Origin of the sequence: Cryobacterium sp. TMT2-4 (assembly GCF_004402575.1) — a bacterium.
In the GTDB taxonomy this organism is placed as follows: domain Bacteria; phylum Actinomycetota; class Actinomycetes; order Actinomycetales; family Microbacteriaceae; genus Cryobacterium; species Cryobacterium sandaracinum.
On record NZ_SOGE01000044.1, the window covers coordinates 74369 to 90131 of the forward strand.

11 protein-coding genes are annotated in these 15763 nt (G+C 67.0%); 6 read left to right on the plus strand and 5 right to left on the minus strand.

Features of this window, described 5'->3' with window-relative positions; genetic code table 11:
* Position 1: 1 nt before the first annotated feature.
* Positions 2–1012, minus strand: a complete 1011-nt coding sequence (gene mvaD / locus E3O54_RS15550) for a diphosphomevalonate decarboxylase (protein WP_241976931.1) — start codon at positions 1010–1012, stop codon at positions 2–4.
* 189 nt (positions 1013–1201) lie between these two features.
* Here mvaD and E3O54_RS15555 point away from each other — a divergent pair, with 189 nt between their 5' ends.
* Entirely contained in the window at positions 1202–2677 is a 1476-nt protein-coding gene (locus tag E3O54_RS15555) for a hydroxymethylglutaryl-CoA synthase family protein (protein WP_104100612.1), read from the plus strand.
* 259 nt (positions 2678–2936) lie between these two features.
* Positions 2937–3731 carry an SGNH/GDSL hydrolase family protein gene (locus E3O54_RS15560; protein ID WP_134401979.1) on the plus strand — a complete coding sequence of 265 codons (795 nt, stop codon included), beginning with the start codon at positions 2937–2939 and terminating at the stop codon, positions 3729–3731.
* 237 nt (positions 3732–3968) lie between these two features.
* On the opposite strand, the gene E3O54_RS15565 is transcribed toward E3O54_RS15560, so the two are convergent.
* Positions 3969–6476, minus strand: a complete 2508-nt coding sequence (locus E3O54_RS15565) for a glycoside hydrolase family 65 protein (protein WP_104100610.1) — start codon at positions 6474–6476, stop codon at positions 3969–3971.
* Complete coding sequence (locus E3O54_RS15570; protein ID WP_370248059.1) at positions 6473–7252, minus strand: HAD family hydrolase; 780 nt, start codon at positions 7250–7252, stop codon at positions 6473–6475. The genes E3O54_RS15565 and E3O54_RS15570 overlap by 4 nt, the downstream gene beginning before the upstream one ends.
* A 273-nt stretch (positions 7253–7525) precedes the next feature.
* Between E3O54_RS15570 and E3O54_RS15575 the strand changes: the two genes are divergently transcribed.
* From E3O54_RS15575 to E3O54_RS15585, 3 genes are all read left to right on the plus strand, one after another.
* Complete coding sequence (locus tag E3O54_RS15575) at positions 7526–8989, plus strand: hypothetical protein (protein ID WP_134401980.1); 1464 nt, start codon at positions 7526–7528, stop codon at positions 8987–8989.
* Positions 8990–9070: 81 nt separating this feature from the next.
* On the plus strand, positions 9071–10093 hold the full coding sequence (locus E3O54_RS15580) for a permease (RefSeq protein WP_134401981.1): 1023 nt from the start codon (positions 9071–9073) through the stop codon (positions 10091–10093).
* Positions 10083–10847, plus strand: a complete 765-nt coding sequence (locus E3O54_RS15585; protein ID WP_134401982.1) for a TIGR03943 family protein — start codon at positions 10083–10085, stop codon at positions 10845–10847. The genes E3O54_RS15580 and E3O54_RS15585 overlap by 11 nt, the downstream gene beginning before the upstream one ends.
* A 236-nt stretch (positions 10848–11083) precedes the next feature.
* Here E3O54_RS15585 and ppsA read toward each other — a convergent pair whose 3' ends face one another.
* Both ppsA and E3O54_RS15595 read right to left on the minus strand, forming a co-directional pair.
* A complete protein-coding gene (gene ppsA, locus E3O54_RS15590; RefSeq protein ID WP_134401983.1) occupies positions 11084–13522 on the minus strand; it encodes a phosphoenolpyruvate synthase in 2439 nt (812 codons plus the stop codon).
* A 162-nt stretch (positions 13523–13684) separates the two neighbouring features.
* Positions 13685–14503, minus strand: coding sequence for a pyruvate, water dikinase regulatory protein (locus E3O54_RS15595; RefSeq protein ID WP_104194700.1), 819 nt, complete (start codon positions 14501–14503; stop codon positions 13685–13687).
* 157 nt (positions 14504–14660) lie between these two features.
* Between E3O54_RS15595 and E3O54_RS15600 the strand changes: the two genes are divergently transcribed.
* A complete protein-coding gene (locus E3O54_RS15600; RefSeq protein WP_104100603.1) occupies positions 14661–15689 on the plus strand; it encodes an NYN domain-containing protein in 1029 nt (342 codons plus the stop codon).
* Positions 15690–15763 lie beyond the last annotated feature (74 nt).

Genomic DNA, 15763 nt, shown 5'->3' on the forward strand with positions numbered 1-15763 from the left:
GTCATTCCAGCCGGCAGGCGGCCGGGCCGAGCGCGCTGATGCGCGCCTCGAGCACGCCGGGCACGAGCACCATCGCCCGCTGAACCGCGGCGGCGTCGCCGGGCAGGCAGAGCACCTTGACTTGCGGCCCGGCGTCGATGGTGAAATAGGCCGGCACGCCCTGGGCGCGAAGACCCGCCACGGCGTGCATCGCGGCGACGGTCGCGGCGTTCCAATAGATCAGTGCGGGTCGGGTCGTGAGCATCAGGGCGTGCAGTTTGAGGCAGTTGTACTCGGAGAGCTGCCCGAGCCGGGCGAAATCGCGGTCACGGATGGCGGAGCGCATCTCGTTGAGGTCGTCGTCGGCCGAGTCACGCCAGGCCTGGTAGAACGGCGAGGAGGCCTTGCTCTCGTTCATGCCGATAGTGGAATTTATCGATTTCTCGCCGTGCTCGGTGATCGCCACGACGACCGCCAGCGGCCAGTCCGCCCGGTCGAGCAGCTCTTCCGCGTAGGCGTCCGATCCGTCGGCGGCGGTGCCGGCGTGCATCTCGGCGAAGCCGCCGAAGATCGAGCGGGCGGCCGAGCCCGAGCCGTGCCGGGCCAGGATCGACAGTTCCCGGTCGGCCAGGGTGAGGCCGGCGGCGCCGGACGCGGCAACCGCGAGGGCGGCGAAGCCGGACGCCGACGAGGCGAGGCCGGCCCCGGTCGGAAAGTTGTTCGTCGACGTCACGATGGCGTTCAGTCGGGCGGCGGACAGGCCAATGCTGGCGGCATGCCCACGCACCAGGTCGAGAACGTGACTGATGCGCGTGGCCGGGATGCGGCATCCGGCCAGCCACAGTTCATCGGCGACCAGACCGGGCGTGAAGGTGACGCGGGTGTCGGTGTAGAGCGCGTCGAGCGTGACCGAGATGGAGCCGACCGCGGGCGTGTTCAGGGCGGCGTCGCGCTTGCCCCAGTATTTGACGAGGGCGATGTTGCTGTGCGCGCGGGCCACGGCGGTGGCGCCACCATCGATGGGTTGGTCCACAGTGGTGCTCCGATCGGGTTCACTCGATTTTAGTCGCTTCCCGGGGGGCCGCACCGCCGTGATCGGGTCGGTTCCGCCTGACGATCTGATCCTGGTCACCACTTTCACCAACCGATCCGTTGATAATGGAGTGGTGCGTTTGAGACCCGGTGTGGGTGAACAACCACGCCAAACCTGAAGAGGGAACTGTTGACGCCTGGAATTAGTGGATTCTCCCTGTTCGTGCCGCCCTACCGGGTGCAGCTCGAAGCCTGGTGCGACTGGAACGACCAGCCGTGGGGGAAGGTCCGGAACGTCGTTGGACGCAGCTTCCGCATGCGCGGCCCAGGCCAAAGTGTCTACACGCTCGCGGCGAACGCGGTGTGGCGTTTGATCCGCGACTACGACATCGACCCCGGTCAGGTCGGCCTCCTGGCCCTCGGCACCGAATCCAGCAGCGACAACTCGGCCGGTGCGGTCATCGTCAAGGGCATGGTCAACGATGCCCTCACCGCCCATGGCATGCCGCTGCTCGCGCGCGACTGCGAGGTGCCCGAGTTCAAGCAGGCCTGCCTCGCCGGCGTCTACGGCATCAAGGCCGCCCTGCGCTACCTGGCGACGGATGGCGTGGGCCGCCAGGCCATCGTCGTCTCCGCCGACATCGCCGAATACGCTCGCGGCGGCAGCGGCGAGCCCACCCAAGGTGCAGGCGCCGTCGCTGTGCTCCTGGAAAGCGAGGCCCGACTGCTGGAAGTAAATCTGGCCGGGTCCGGCAGCGACTCCGACTACCGGGTGGCCGACTTCCGCAAGCCGTTCGCGCGCTTCCGCGGGCAGCCGCCCCGCGACGACGGGCAGATGCAGGACCTGCCCGTGTTCAACGGCCGGTACTCGACCAGCTGCTACATCGACGCGACCCACCACGCGATGACGGCCATGCTGGGAAAGCGCCCCGGCAATTCCCTCGATTACTTCAACGAGGTCGACCGGGTGTTCATGCACCGCCCGTACCACCAGATGCCGGCGACCGGCTGGGTGATGGCCTACCTGTTCACGCTCGCGGCCGACGAGGAATCGGGCCGCGACCAGCTGCGCGCGCACTGCGCGGATGCCGGGATCGACGCCGACCTCCTGCTCGCCGAGATGTGCGCACCCTCGCCGTTCCACGGAAACGGGGCCGACATCGGCGAGATCATCGGTGACGTCTTCCCGCTGTCCCGCCGCCTGCGCCAGCACCTGCGCAGCACCGAAGTCTGGAACACCCTGGTCAGCGAGAAGCTCGGCCTCGGCTCGGACGCCATGCGCGACCTGGGCAACCTCTACACGGCCGCACTGCCGGCGTGGCTCGCATCCGGTCTGCAGCACGCACTGACGGAGGGGCTCGAGCTCGCCGGCCAGGAGTGGCTGGCGCTCGGCTACGGCAGCGGCGACGCCGCCGAGGCTCTCCCGATGCGGGTCGCCGAGGGTTGGCAGGCCGCCGCCGCACGCATCAACTTCGAGACCGCCCTGCACGGCCCGGTCGACCTGACCGAGGCGCAGTACATCGCGCTGCACGAGGGGCGCCCCGGTGACCTCGTGCCGGCCCCGGCCGAGGACCAGTTCGTCGTCGACCACCTCGGCACCGCGAACGGCCCCGACTTCTACGACCAGGGCATCGAGTATTACCGCTACGTGCCCCTTACCGCCTGACGTTCTTGCCGCCTGACGCGCGATTCAATCCCCTGAGCGCGCGAACCAATTCGACGGAGATTTTGCTCAGGAACCCGGTTTTTCGCACCGATCGGGGTGATCCCGGCAAAATCTCCGTCGAATTGGTGAGGTCGGCACCGTGAGCACGGGCGGCCCAGAAAGCCGAGCTGGCTGAGCGCCAGGCCGCTTTCCGGGAGTCGCTGAGGTCGTGCCGAAATCAACCCTGCACCTAGAGCGCAGATCCGAGTAAAGTCGGGCCATGAAACCCCGAATCCGACTCCTGTCCTGCGTCCTCGCCGCCATCCTCGCCGCCTCGGGCGTGCTTGCCGCTGGTGCTCTACCGGCATCCGCCGCACCCACGGCCCCGGCCAACAAGTACGTCGCCTTGGGCGACTCTTACGCGGCCGGGCAAGGCGGCGGTGACTACGTGGACAGCTGCCTGCAGAGCCCGAACGGCTACCCCGCCCTTCTGGACGCGGTGAAGGGCACGAACCTGCTGCGCAACGTCAGTTGCAGCCTGGCCACCACCGGGACTGTGACCACCACGCAGCTGTCGTCCCTGAACCGGGGGACCACCCTGGTGACACTTACCGTGGGCGGCAACGATCTGAATGTGGCCGGCGTGGCGGCGGCGTGCGCGTCCGCGGATCCGGTCGCGTGCGGGAACGCCATCTCCACCGCCGGCGCCCTGATCTATTCCGGCGAGCTTACAGCCCGTCTGGCCGACACCTACGCGCGCGTCGCGGCGGCCGCCCCGAATGCCCACGTGGTCGTCACCGGCTACCCGCTGCTCTTTGCCCCCTCGGCTAACCCGCTGATCGCCCAGCTCAACGGGGCAACCATGCTGCTAAACCAGACCATCCAGGGCGTCGTAGCCCAGGCCCAGGCAATCCGACCGAACTCCAGCATCGAATACGTCGACGTGTCCGCGGCTTTCGCGGGCCACGGCATCGGAGACGTCGACTCGTGGGTCTACTTCGCCGGTCCGGATGCCTTCCACCCGACCCCCGCCGGCTACCAGGCCTACGCGGCGGCCATCCAGGCGGCGCTGTAACTCGGTAGCAGTCCCGGTTTCCGGCTCCCCGGGCACTGGCCTGCCGACGCCGCGAACGAATTCGACGGAGATTTTGACGAAAATCGACCTATTTCATGTGAAACGCGGTCACTATCGCGAAATCTCCGTCGAATTGGTTATTGCCAGAGCGACGGACGAGGGGCCGGGGCCAGGGCCAGGGCTAGAAACGAGGGAGGGCCCCCGACGATGTGCCGTGGCCCTCCCCGCGGAAGCGAACTAGTCGTTCGGCTCCAGGAACTCGGTGGTGTGCGCGATCGTCGGGATCGAGGACGTGATGACGGTGCCGTCGGCCCGTCGCCCGCCCTCGACCAAGGTCCGAGAGGGTGCTCCCGGGTCGCGCGGGCCCTGGTGGGTCAGCGCGACCGTGATGGGCAGGCCCATCCGCACGATGACGGAAACACCGCGCACGGACAGCATGACGTCGACGCCCTCCTCGATCGTGAGGTTGACCTCGCTCTGCCGCACGTCCACGCGCAGCCGGGTTCCCCGGAGCGTGACGCGGAAGGTCAGCGCCTCCCAGGTCTCAGGCAGTCGCGGGTCGAGGGTGATCTTGCCGCCGTGGTCGCGCATGCCGCCGAAGCCGTAGACGAGCGCGCTCCAGACACCGCCGGCGGATGCCACGTGAACGCCGTCCGCCGCGTTGTGGTGCAGATCGGCGAGGTCGACGAACAGGCCCGAGGTGAAGTATTTGAGCGCCAGCTCGTGGTAGCCGACCTCGGCCGCGATGATCGACTGCACGACGTCGGACAGCGTCGAGTCACCCGTGGTGATCGGGTCGTAGTAATCGAAGTCGGCACGTTTCTGCTCCGGCGTGAACTGGTCACCCTGCAGCAGGAGGGCGAGCACGACATCCGCCTGCTTGAGCACCTGGAAGCGGTAGATCACGAGGGGGTGGTAGTGCAGCAGCAGCGGGCGGTTGGCGGGCGGCGTCTGCGAGAGGTCCCAACGTTCCTTCTCCAGGAACTGCGCGTCCTGCGGGTGGATGCCCAGGGTCTTGTCAAAGGGGATGTGCATTGCTTCCGCGGCGAACGACCACTCGATGATCTCGGCCTCGCCGAGCCCGAGGCGGGCGACCATGAAGTCGTAGGAGGCGATGTCGACCTCGCGCAGTCTGCGCACACTGGTGACCGCGTCCCGCAGGTTCGAGCGGGCCATGATGTTCGTGTAGAGGTTGTCGTTGACGACGGTCGTGTACTCGTCGGGCCCGGTAACGCCGTGAATGTGGAAGACGTCGTTGCCGTTGCCGCGCCAGAAGCCGAGGTCGGCCCACATGCGCGCCGTCTCCACCAGGATGTCGATGGCCTCGCGGGAGAGGAAGTCCTCATCGCCGGTGGCCGACACGTACTGGGTCAGCGCATAGGAGATGTCAGCGTCGATGTGATACTGCGCGGTGCCGGCGGCGTAGTACGCGGACGACTCCAGGCCGTTGATCGTGCGCCACGGGAACAGCGCGCCCAGCTGGTTCAGTTCGGTGGCGCGCATCCTGGCGTGCTCGAGCATCGCGTGCCGGAACCGCAGCGCGTTGCGCGCGGCGTTCGGTGACGTGTAGGTCAGGAAGGGGAGCACGTACACTTCCGTGTCCCAGAAATAGTGACCGCCGTAGCCGGATCCGGACACGCCCTTCGCGGACACGCCCTGGCCGTCGGCTCGCATGGACGCCTGCGCGAGCTGAAAGAAGTTCCAGCGGGTGGCCTGCTGGAGGGCAGGCTGGCCGGCGAGTTCGACATCCGTGCGCGCCCAGAAGGCGGTGAGCCAGTCGCGCTGCTCGGCGACGTACTGCTCGGTTCCGGCTGCGACGGCGCGGTCGAGCGTGCGGTCGCACCGGTCGGCGAGCTCGTGCGTGGGCACGCCGGTGGAGGTGTGGTAGCTGAGGGTCTTGGTCAGTCGGATGGACTGGCCCTGCTTGGCCTTGATGCGGTAGACGTGCTTGGCGAGGTCGTCGCCGATGTGCGAGGCCTCGTCGTACTCATTGAGCGTCTCAAGCTGGTGGTCGGCGGCGCAGGCGATGGTCATGCCCGAGTTCGTGCAGCGGAAGCCGAGGATGTAGCGGCCCTCGGATGCCCGTTTGAAGCGGGGGCGCAGCACCCGGTCGGTGAACGACTCGGCCCTACGCGGGTCGAAGTCCTTGCCGTTGGTGGGCTTCGGGGCGTCGTACTCGCCGATGCCGTCCTGGCGGTTGAGGATCTGGCTGGAGATCACGACCGACGCGTCGGCGTCCAGCATGGTGACCTCGTACTCGAGGATTGCGAGGTGGCGTTCCGTGAACGACACCAGGCGGCGCGACTGGATCAGCACGCGCTTGCCCGAGGGCGTGCGCCATTCGAGGGATCGGGAGAGGATGCCGCCGGCGAAGTCGAGGCGGCGCTCATAGCTGAGCAGATCCGCGAGGGTCAGGACGAGCGGCTCGTCGTCGACGTAAATGCGAATGATCTTGGCATCCGGCGCGTTGACGATCGTCTGCCCGACGCGTGCGAAGCCGAAAGCCTCTTCCGCGTGCCGGATCTGCCAGGTCTCGTGGAACCCGTTGATGAACGTGCCGTGGGCGTGGCCGTCCCGGCCCTCGTCCACGTTGCCGCGCAGGCCGAGGTACCCGTTGCCGATGGCGAACAGCGTCTCGGTGCGTCCCATGTCGTCACCCGAGAAGTCCTTCTCGACCAGGGCCCACTCGTCGATCGGAAATCGGTTGCGGTCGAGCGGGTCGTTCGTGTCGGTGATCCGGTTCATTCTCCGGCCTCCGTTTCGACGTTGGGGAGCAGCTCGTGCAGGTCGGTAACGACGACGTCGGCCCCGGCGTCGAGCAGGGTCTGCGTGCCCACGCCGCGGTCCACTCCGAGCACGAGGCCGAAGTTGCCGGCGCGACCGGCCTGGATGCCCGAGTGCGCGTCTTCGACGACGACGCACTGGACCGCATCGAGGCCGAGGAGTGCCGCGCCGAGCTCATAGGTGTCGGGGGCCGGCTTGCCGGCCAGACCACGCTCGGCCGAGAGCAGGCCGTCGACGACGATTTCGAAGCGTCCGCGAATGCCGGCTGCCGCGAGGGTCTTCTCCCCGTTGCGCGAGCTGGTGACGACGGCCACGGCGAGGCCGGCGGCCACGACGTAGTCGAGGAACTCGATCGATCCCGGGTAGGGCGTGACACCGCTTTCGGCGAGGGTCTCGTTGAAGGCCTCGTTCTTGCGGTTGCCGAGGCCGCAGACGGTGTTGCGCTCCGGGGCGTCCGTCGGGTCGCCGTCGGGCAGCTGGATGCCCCGGGAGGCGAGCAGCGACCGCACGCCGTCATAGCGGGGCTTGCCATCGATGTACTGGAAGTAGTCGGCCTCGCTGTAGGCGGGGCTCACTCCCTGGTCCTCGAGAAAGCGGGTGAACAGGCGCGACCAGGCGGCCATGTGAACATCGGCGGTGGGCGTGAGCACCCCGTCGAGGTCGAAGAGTACACCGCGCATGGACAGGAGCCGGGCGCGCGTTTCCGCGCGCGACAGGGGGAATCGCGTAGAAGTCATAACTGATGCCTTGCTTGGTAGGTCCTGAGACAGTGGGAGGTCTGATCGAAGCGGTCAAATGATCACGATCTCGATCGGGGGATCGACGTGATGTGCGCCAACGCGGCGAGGAATGCGATTGACGACGCTGCGGACCAGGGCTAGGACTGCATACGCCTGAATACTCCCCCCGATCCTATGCCCCCGACGGCGTTGCGCCGATTTCTCCGGTTGCGCGGCCCTGATCCCCCGGTCTCCGGCGCGCCCGGAAAATCGGCCGATACTATTGGCAGGATGAACCAAGAACGGAGCGCGCTCTCGGCCGCACCCGCGTCCGCGAATCGATCGCGCTCCGCGCGGCTGGCGGGCCGGCGTTTCCGACAGCTCTTCTCGGTCACGGTTGCGGTTCTCGTCCTGCTGGTGGCGGGCCTCGCGATGGCCAACTTCAGCCAGGGTCCCCGCCTGGCCTCCGCCGAGATCAACCTCGACGCCGCCGTCACGCGTGGCAACGCGCGCCTGCTGCTCACCGCGAACCAGCCGCTGGCCGAGGTCCAAGCCGGCCAGGTGGCGGTATCCCCGGCTACAGAGGTCTCCGCCCGTGTCGCCGACCGCGCCCTGACGGTGGAGTTCGCCGGCATCCTGCGCTACAACACCGTCTATACGGTGACGGTGACGGATGTCGCGAGCATCACCCAGGACGCCACCGCCACCCTGGAATACGAGTTCACAACCCCGGACGTCGACATCTATGCGCTGCAGCGCGACAGCCGGGTGGATGACGCCGGTGCGAAGCGGCCCGACACCGTGCGCCGAACGACCCTGCAGGGCCGGGGCGACGGAGACATCGTGTTCAGCGCCCCGCGCATCCAGCAGTATGTCGCCCTGGAGAACCACCTCGCCGCCGTCACGCTCGCCGAAGACGACACGGCCACCCTCGAGGTGGTCTCGTTCGGGGGCGGGGACAACGTGCAGGTGCCCGTGCCGGGCGCGGGCGTGATCGAGAACCTGGCGGCCTCCCCATCGAAAACCCTGATCGCGTACACCTTCACCAGCGCCCCGGAGACGGCGGGGCGCCGCTACGACCGCACCCCCTTCGTCTACGACCTGACCGAGTACTCGGGCCTCCCGGCCGAGGTCACCGGGGTGGACGGCCTGCCGATGACGGTGATGGACCTGCGCTTCGTGCCGGACAGCACCTCTCTCGTCGTGCAGAACGCCGGGCAGACTCTGTTCCTGATCGACATGCTCGGCGACGCCGTGCTGACCCCGTTGGGCGAGCACGACGAGATGCGCGGATTCATTCCCGGCACCCGCGCGCTCGTCGTCGCCGACCCCGACCAAGGCTCGACGATCGACCTCGCCGACGGTGCCGTGACCACACTCGACCTCGCGCCCAGCCTGCTCGAAGCGAGCGCCTACCCCGGCAAGCTCGTGCTCCTCACCGAGCAGGGGCGCTACGCCCGCCTGTTTCTGCAGGAGACCGGCGACAGCAACCAGCTGGCTTACCTGATCGCCGTCACCGACGCCGCCGACTCGAGCGTCGCGTTCACTCCCGCGTCGGACGCGTCGCGCGTGCGGGACTTCTGCGTCTCGCCGAACGGCCAGTACCTCGCGGTGGAGACGATCCCGGCGGCCGGCCTCGGCGACTACTACCCGACCCTGCCCGCGTTCTCGGGCATGACGACCACCCTGGTAGACCTCGACCGCGGCACCAGCAGCCGTAGCGTGTCCGGTTTTCTCCCTGATTGGTGCGGCTAACCGAGGGATACCCCCGCCAACCTCCTGCCGATGGCTGCCTGTCCCGAGCGCAACCGAGTCGAAACAGGACAAGATATACCCATGAGTCAGACCATCGCCGCGCGGCCCTTCACCGCGCGCCGGAGGCCCGGCCGCGGCCTCTCCGTCGGCCTCGTCATCATCGGGCTGGTGATCCTGCTGCGCGTGTTTGCGCCGTCGGCCCCTGCCGACACCCTGGCGGACACCTTCCGCGACTTCGTCACCCTGTCGATCAGCGTGGTGATCGAGTCGCTGCCGTTCGTCTTCCTCGGCATCGTGCTGTCGATCGTGGTGCAGACCTGGCTGCCGGAGGGGTTCCTGCTGCGGCGCCTGCCGAAGAACCCGGTCGCCCGGCGGGTCGTACTCTCGCTGCTGGGCATGCTGCTGCCGGTTTGCGAGTGCGGCAATGTGCCTCTGGCGCGCGGCCTGATCGCCAAGGGGCTGACGGTCGGCGAATCGATGACGTTCCTCTTCGCGGCCCCGATCCTCAACCCGGTGACCATCATCACCACCCAGCAGGCCTTCGGTTGGGACAGTGGCATCCTGGTCTGGCGCATCGCCGGCGGATTCCTGATCGCCAACCTGATCGGCTACATCTACAGCCGGCACCCGAAACCCGAGTCCCTGCTCGCTCCCCGGTTTCAGGATGCCTGTGCACTCGGCGACCACCATGACGCGGCCGACGGGAAGATCAAGCGCAGCGCCGGCCTGTTCACGAAGGAGACCAGCGCGATGTTGCCGGCGCTCTTTATCGGCGCCGGACTGGCCGGGCTGATCCAGACCGCCGTCTCCCGCGAGGTGCTCGTGACGCTCGGCAGCCACCCGGTCTGGTCCGTGCTGGCGCTGATGGCCCTGGCCTTCGTGGTTTCGATCTGCTCCAACGTCGACGCCTTCTTCGTCCTCTCGTTCGGTGCGACGTTCATGCCCGGTGCCATCGTGGCCTTCCTGGTCTTCGGCCCGATGATCGACATCAAGATGCTGGCCCTGCTGCGCACGACCTTCACGGCCAAGACCCTGATGCAGCTCACCCTGATTGTGGCTCTCTGCTCCGCGGTTCTCGGATTGGCGATCAACTATGTCGTTTAGACGGCTCCTGCGGCGCTGGCAGGGCGCGCTTCTCAGCATCGTGGGCATTGTGGCCACGGTCTGCCTGGGGGTCAGCGGGCAGCTCGGGCTCTACATCCACCCCCGGTACTTCGTGTTCACCATGGTGATGGCCGTGATCGCCGCCGCGCTGGTGGTGGCCGCATTCGCTCTCCTGCCCGCAGCCGAAGACGAGCACGAGCACGAGCTGCCTGAGGACGACGGAGGACGCTGGGCGTGGCTCTGGCCGGCCGGCAGCATCCTGATCATCGTCGCGGCCACCGTGGGCCTCCTGGTGTTGCCGCCGGCGACCCTGACCACGGCCACGGTCGCCAAGCGCGACCTGAACGGCTCGACCTCGCTCATCACGCAGAAAGAGGCGAGCGACCTCGTCGGCGGCAACTACTCGACCTTCACCGTGCGGGACTGGTCCTCGCTGCTGCGCCAAGGCGCCGGCGAGGACTTCTTCGCCGACAAGACCGCGACCGTGACCGGGTTCGTCACGCCCGACACGAGCGACCCCGAGAACGTGTTCTTCGTGGCCCGCTTCGTCGTGTCCTGCTGCGCGGTCGACGCGCAGCCGGTCGGCATCCCCGTCTACTACCCCGGCTGGCAGGACGAATTCCCGACCGACAGCTGGGTTGCCATCGAGAGCGGTTTCAACACCAACCCGAGCATCCGCAGCGATGAGACCATCGCCCTTGTTCCGAGCGAGATCACACCCACGGACCAGCCCGCCCAGCCGTACGTCTACTGACGCCGGCAAGCTGATCGGGCCGCTCTGACGCCCGGTGCCCGCTGCATCCGTCGCTACGCAAACTCGGAGAAATTGCCGTAACGCCGGCTGGGTCACCCCAGCCTGATCTCGCGGCGTGTCGTGAAAATCCCCGAGTTTAGGCACCGACGACGGATGCCCGGAGTGCGCCGAGCTGCGTGGCACGTTCCCGGGTGATTCGGGCGCCGCCCGCGGGGCTCGGCGAGCTCGACCTCCGATCAGGCGGCCGAGGCATCCTTGGGGTCGGTGGCGGCGTCATCCGTGCCGAAGTGATTGCTGCCCGCGGTCACGCCGGCGAGCCGCAGCCAGGTGTCGACCACGGTGTCGGGGTTCAGCGACACGGAGTCGATGCCCTCGGCGACGAGCCACTCGGCAAAGTCCGGGTGGTCGCTGGGGCCTTGACCGCAAATGCCCACATACTTGCCGCGGGCCTTGCAGGCCGCGATCGCCATGCTGAGCAGTTTCTTCACGGCCGGGTCGCGCTCGTCGAAGCCGCCGGCGACGATCGCCGAGTCGCGGTCGAGGCCGAGCGCCAGCTGCGTCATGTCGTTGGAGCCGATGGAGAACCCGTCGAAGTAGTCCAGGAACTCGTCGGCGAGCAGCGCATTGGCCGGCAGCTCGCACATCATGACGATCTCAAGGCCGTTCTCCCCACGGCGCAGCCCGTTCTCCGCGAGCAGTTCAATAACGCCCGCGGCCTCGTCCAGGGTGCGCACGAAGGGGATCATCAGCTTGACGTTGGTCAGCCCCATCTCGTTTCGCACGAATGAGAGCGCCTCGCATTCGAGGTCGAAGCAGTCCCGGAACGAGGGCTCGAGGTAGCGGGACGCACCGCGGAACCCGAGCATCGGGTTCTCTTCGTGCGGCTCGTAGGCCGGTCCGCCGATGAGGTTGGCGTACTCGTTGGACTTGAAATCGCTCATCCGCACGATCACGGTCTCCGGCGCGAAGGCGGCCGCGATCGTGGACACGCCCTCGGCCAGGCGCTTGATGTAGTAGTCGCGCGGATTGCCGTAGGCGGCGATGCGGGTGTTGATCTCGCGGGCCACGTCGGCGGGCTGGTCGGCAAGGTTGAGCAAGGCCTTGGGGTGGATGCCGATCTGACGGTTGATGATGAATTCGAGCCGGGCGAGACCCACGCCGTGGTTGGGCAGCTGGGCGAACGTGAACGCCTGCTCCGGGGTGCCGACATTCATCATGACCTTCACCGGGGCCGGCGGCAGGGTGGTGAGCGCGGTCTCCTCGATGCCGAAGTCGAGCAGCCCTTCGTAGATCAGGCCCGCCTCACCCTCGGCGCAGGACACCGTGACTTCGAGGCCGTCGGAGAGGATGTCGGTGGCGGTCCCGGTGCCGACGACCGCGGGAATGCCGAGTTCGCGGGCGATGATCGCGGCATGGCAGGTGCGGCCGCCGCGGTTGGTCACGATGGCGCTGGCGCGCTTCATGATCGGTTCCCAGTCGGGGTCGGTCATGTCCGCGACGAGCACGTCGCCGGTGGCAAAGCTCGCCATCTGGTCGATGGACGAGAGGATGCGCACGCTTCCGGCGCCGATCCGTTGGCCGATGGCGCGGCCCTCGACCAGCACCTTACCGGTCTCGTTCATCTTGAACCGGCTCTGGGACACCGCGGTCGCTCGCGACTGAACCGTCTCCGGGCGGGCCTGCAGGATGTAGATGCCGCCGTCGATGCCGTCTTTGCCCCACTCGATGTCCATCGGGCGTCCGTAGTGCGCCTCGATCGAGAGGGCGTGGCGGGCCAGCTCCTCCACGTCGGCATCGGCGATGCTGAACAGGTTGCGCAGGTCGACGTCCACGGGAACGAAGTCGATCGTGCGGCCGATTTCACGGTTCTTCGTGAAGGTCATCTGCAGCGCCTTCTCGCCGAGGGTGCGCTTGAGGATGGCGGGACGGCCGGCCTCGAGTGCCGGCTTGTAGACGTAGAACTCGTCGGGGTTGACGGCGCCCTGCACGACGGCCTCGCCCAGACCGTAGGAGGAGGTGATGAAGACCGCGTCGCGGAAGCCGGATTCGGTGTCCATCGTGAACATGACCCCGGAGGAGCCGATGTCCGAGCGCACCATGCGCTGGATCCCGGCCGACAGCGCCACCTCGGCGTGCTCGAAATCGTGGTGCACCCGGTAGGCGATCGCCCGGTCGTTGTAGAGGGAGGCGAAGACATCTTTGATGGCCGGCAGGATGTTCTCGATTCCGCGCACATTCAGGAACGTCTCCTGCTGACCGGCGAAGGACGCATCCGGAAGGTCCTCGGCGGTGGCGCTGGAACGCACCGCCCAGGAAATGTCGTCGGAGCCGCCGTGCTTCAGGACCAGGGCCGCGTAGGCGGCCCGGATCTGGGACTCGAACTCGGGCAGGAAGGGCGTGTCACGCATCAGGCCGCGGATTTCCTTGCCGGCCGCTGCCAGCGCGGTGACGTCGTCGATGTCGAGGCCCCGCAGGCGCTCGATGATCCGCTGGTCCAAACCGGAATCGGACAGGAACCGGCGGTAGGAGTCCGCGGTGGTGGCGAATCCGTCGGGCACCTTGACGCCGGCCGACGTCAGATTCTGCACCATTTCGCCCAGGGAAGCGTTCTTGCCGCCCACCCGGTCCAGGTCCGTGAGTCCGATTTCGGAAAACCAGAGGATGTCTGTCGTCATGTGTTCTGCTCCCTTGCAGTGTGCGACCAGAGGTGAGGCCACGAGGTGAGGAGGCTCACCTCATGGATAAGCGCCCTGTTCCCATAGTGACAGGTCTATCCGGCCTGAGCGCAATTTGTTTACTTGATTGACATGTTCACTTGTCTGCGTTTTGAATGTGAGTCAGCGCTTGAGGTTCATTTGCTGCAGAATCATGGCCGACATCTCCTCCACGGACATGCTCGCCGAGTTGAGGAACGGAATTCCGTGGGAGGCATAGAGTCGCTCCGCACTGCGCAGCTCGAACCCGCACTGCCGCAGGGACGCGTAGGGCGAACCTTCCCGGCGCTGGGTGCGCACCTGGCTCAGGCGCAGGGGATTGGTGGTGAGCCCGAAGCACTTGTCCACGAACGGTCGCAGTGGCTTGGGGAGACCCTCCCGCTCGAAGTCCTCGTCGACGAGAGGAAAGTTCGCCGCGAAGATGCCGTGCTGCAGCGCCAGGTACATCGTGGTGGGGGTCTTGCCGCAGCGCGACGGGGCCACCAGGATCAGCTGCGCCTTCTCGAGCGCTCGCAGGCTCTGGCCGTCATCGTGCTCCATCGCGTATTCGACGGCCGTCATGCGGGACTGATAGCGGGCGGCGTTGCCGAGGCCGTGGGCGCGCCCTGGTTCGTTGCTGGCCTGCGTCGCCAGGGTCTCCTCGAGCTCGCCGAGATAGGTTCCGAGCAGGTCGATCAGGGTGGCCGTGCAGGTGCCGAGGGTGCGGCGGATGTCGCTGGTCACGGCCGTGGAGAATACGATCGGCTTCTGGCCGCGCTCCACCAGAGCGTCGATCAGGTCGACCACGGCCTGGGCCTGGTCCACATTCAGGATGAACGGGATCGTCGTGCGGTCGAACTCCACGGTGGGGAACTGGGACAGGAGGGTGCTCCCGAGCGTTTCCGCCGTGATTCCGGTGCTATCCGAGAGAAAGAAAACCGGGCATGGATCGTCAGTGGCCATACCTCATTGTGTACCTCCCGGCAGGCTCGGCGCGGATCGGTGCGCGCGTACTGAGCGCCGCAGTCGATTCCGCGAGTTGCCGTCGTCGCATCGTGCGCAGCAGACTTGAGTCTGGGGTTGCGACTGATTCGTCCGCCCGGTAGCTAAGGAACCCACCATGACTGAACCGAATGATGCACGCGTCGGCCTCTACATCGACTTCGACAACATCGTCGTCTCTCGCTATCAGCAACTACACGGACGAAATGCCTTCCAGCGCGATGGCATCCGTAATTTCGACAGATCGAGCGCGGATGCCGAGCCCGAGGTTGCCGCGAAGCTGAACGCCGCGACGGTCGACTTCAACGCGATCATTGATTTCGCCGCGTCGTTCGGCACGCTGGTTGTCAATCGCGCGTACGCCGACTGGTCCGTGCCCGTGAATGCGAGCTACCAACGCCAGCTCATGTCCCGAGCGGTTGACCTCACCCAGCTATTCACCACGACCACGCGGGGAACGAAGAACGGGGCGGACATCCGTCTTGCCGTCGACGTGGTCGAAGACCTCTTCCGGCTGCCCGACCTCACCCACGTCATCATCGTCGCCGGTGACTCGGATTACATCGCCCTCGCCCAGAAGTCGAAACGTCTCGGTCGCTTCGTGGTGGGCATTGGAGTGGCCGGGTCGACCAGCACCTCCCTCGCGGCTGCGTGCGACGAATTCGAAGACTATGACTCTCTCCCCGGCATAGCGAAGGTCGCCGCCGCCGCGCCCGCCCCCGTGGCGCTCGTGCAGAAGCCCCCGTCGGGCAGGAAGGCCGCAGAACCCGCGACCGTGCCACCCAAGACGGTGCCCGTCAAAGCCCGCACCCTGACGACGATCCCGATGTTCTCGCACACCACAAGTTCGCAATTCGACGAGCCGGAGCCGGAACCGGCCGAGGACATCGACCCTCAGACAATCGCGTCGGAGCTCCTCGTGCGTGCCCTGCAGATCGGGCACGCAAAGGGCGACGATGACGAGTGGCTGAACACCGGCACGGTAAAGAACCAGATGCGCCGGATGGACCCCTCGTTCAACGAAAAACCGCTCGGCTTCCGTTCCTTCACCGACTTCCTCTCCTCGCGCAGCGAGGTGGCCGAGCTGCAGGAAGATGGCCCGCATCGGCTCATCCGTCTGCGCCCGGAGGCCAACGCCGGACGCTGAGTCGGTCCGTGCGGTCCGGCGCCGAGCAGGAGCAACGCGTGGTGTGTCAGAACCAGGTTCCGTCGAACACAGAC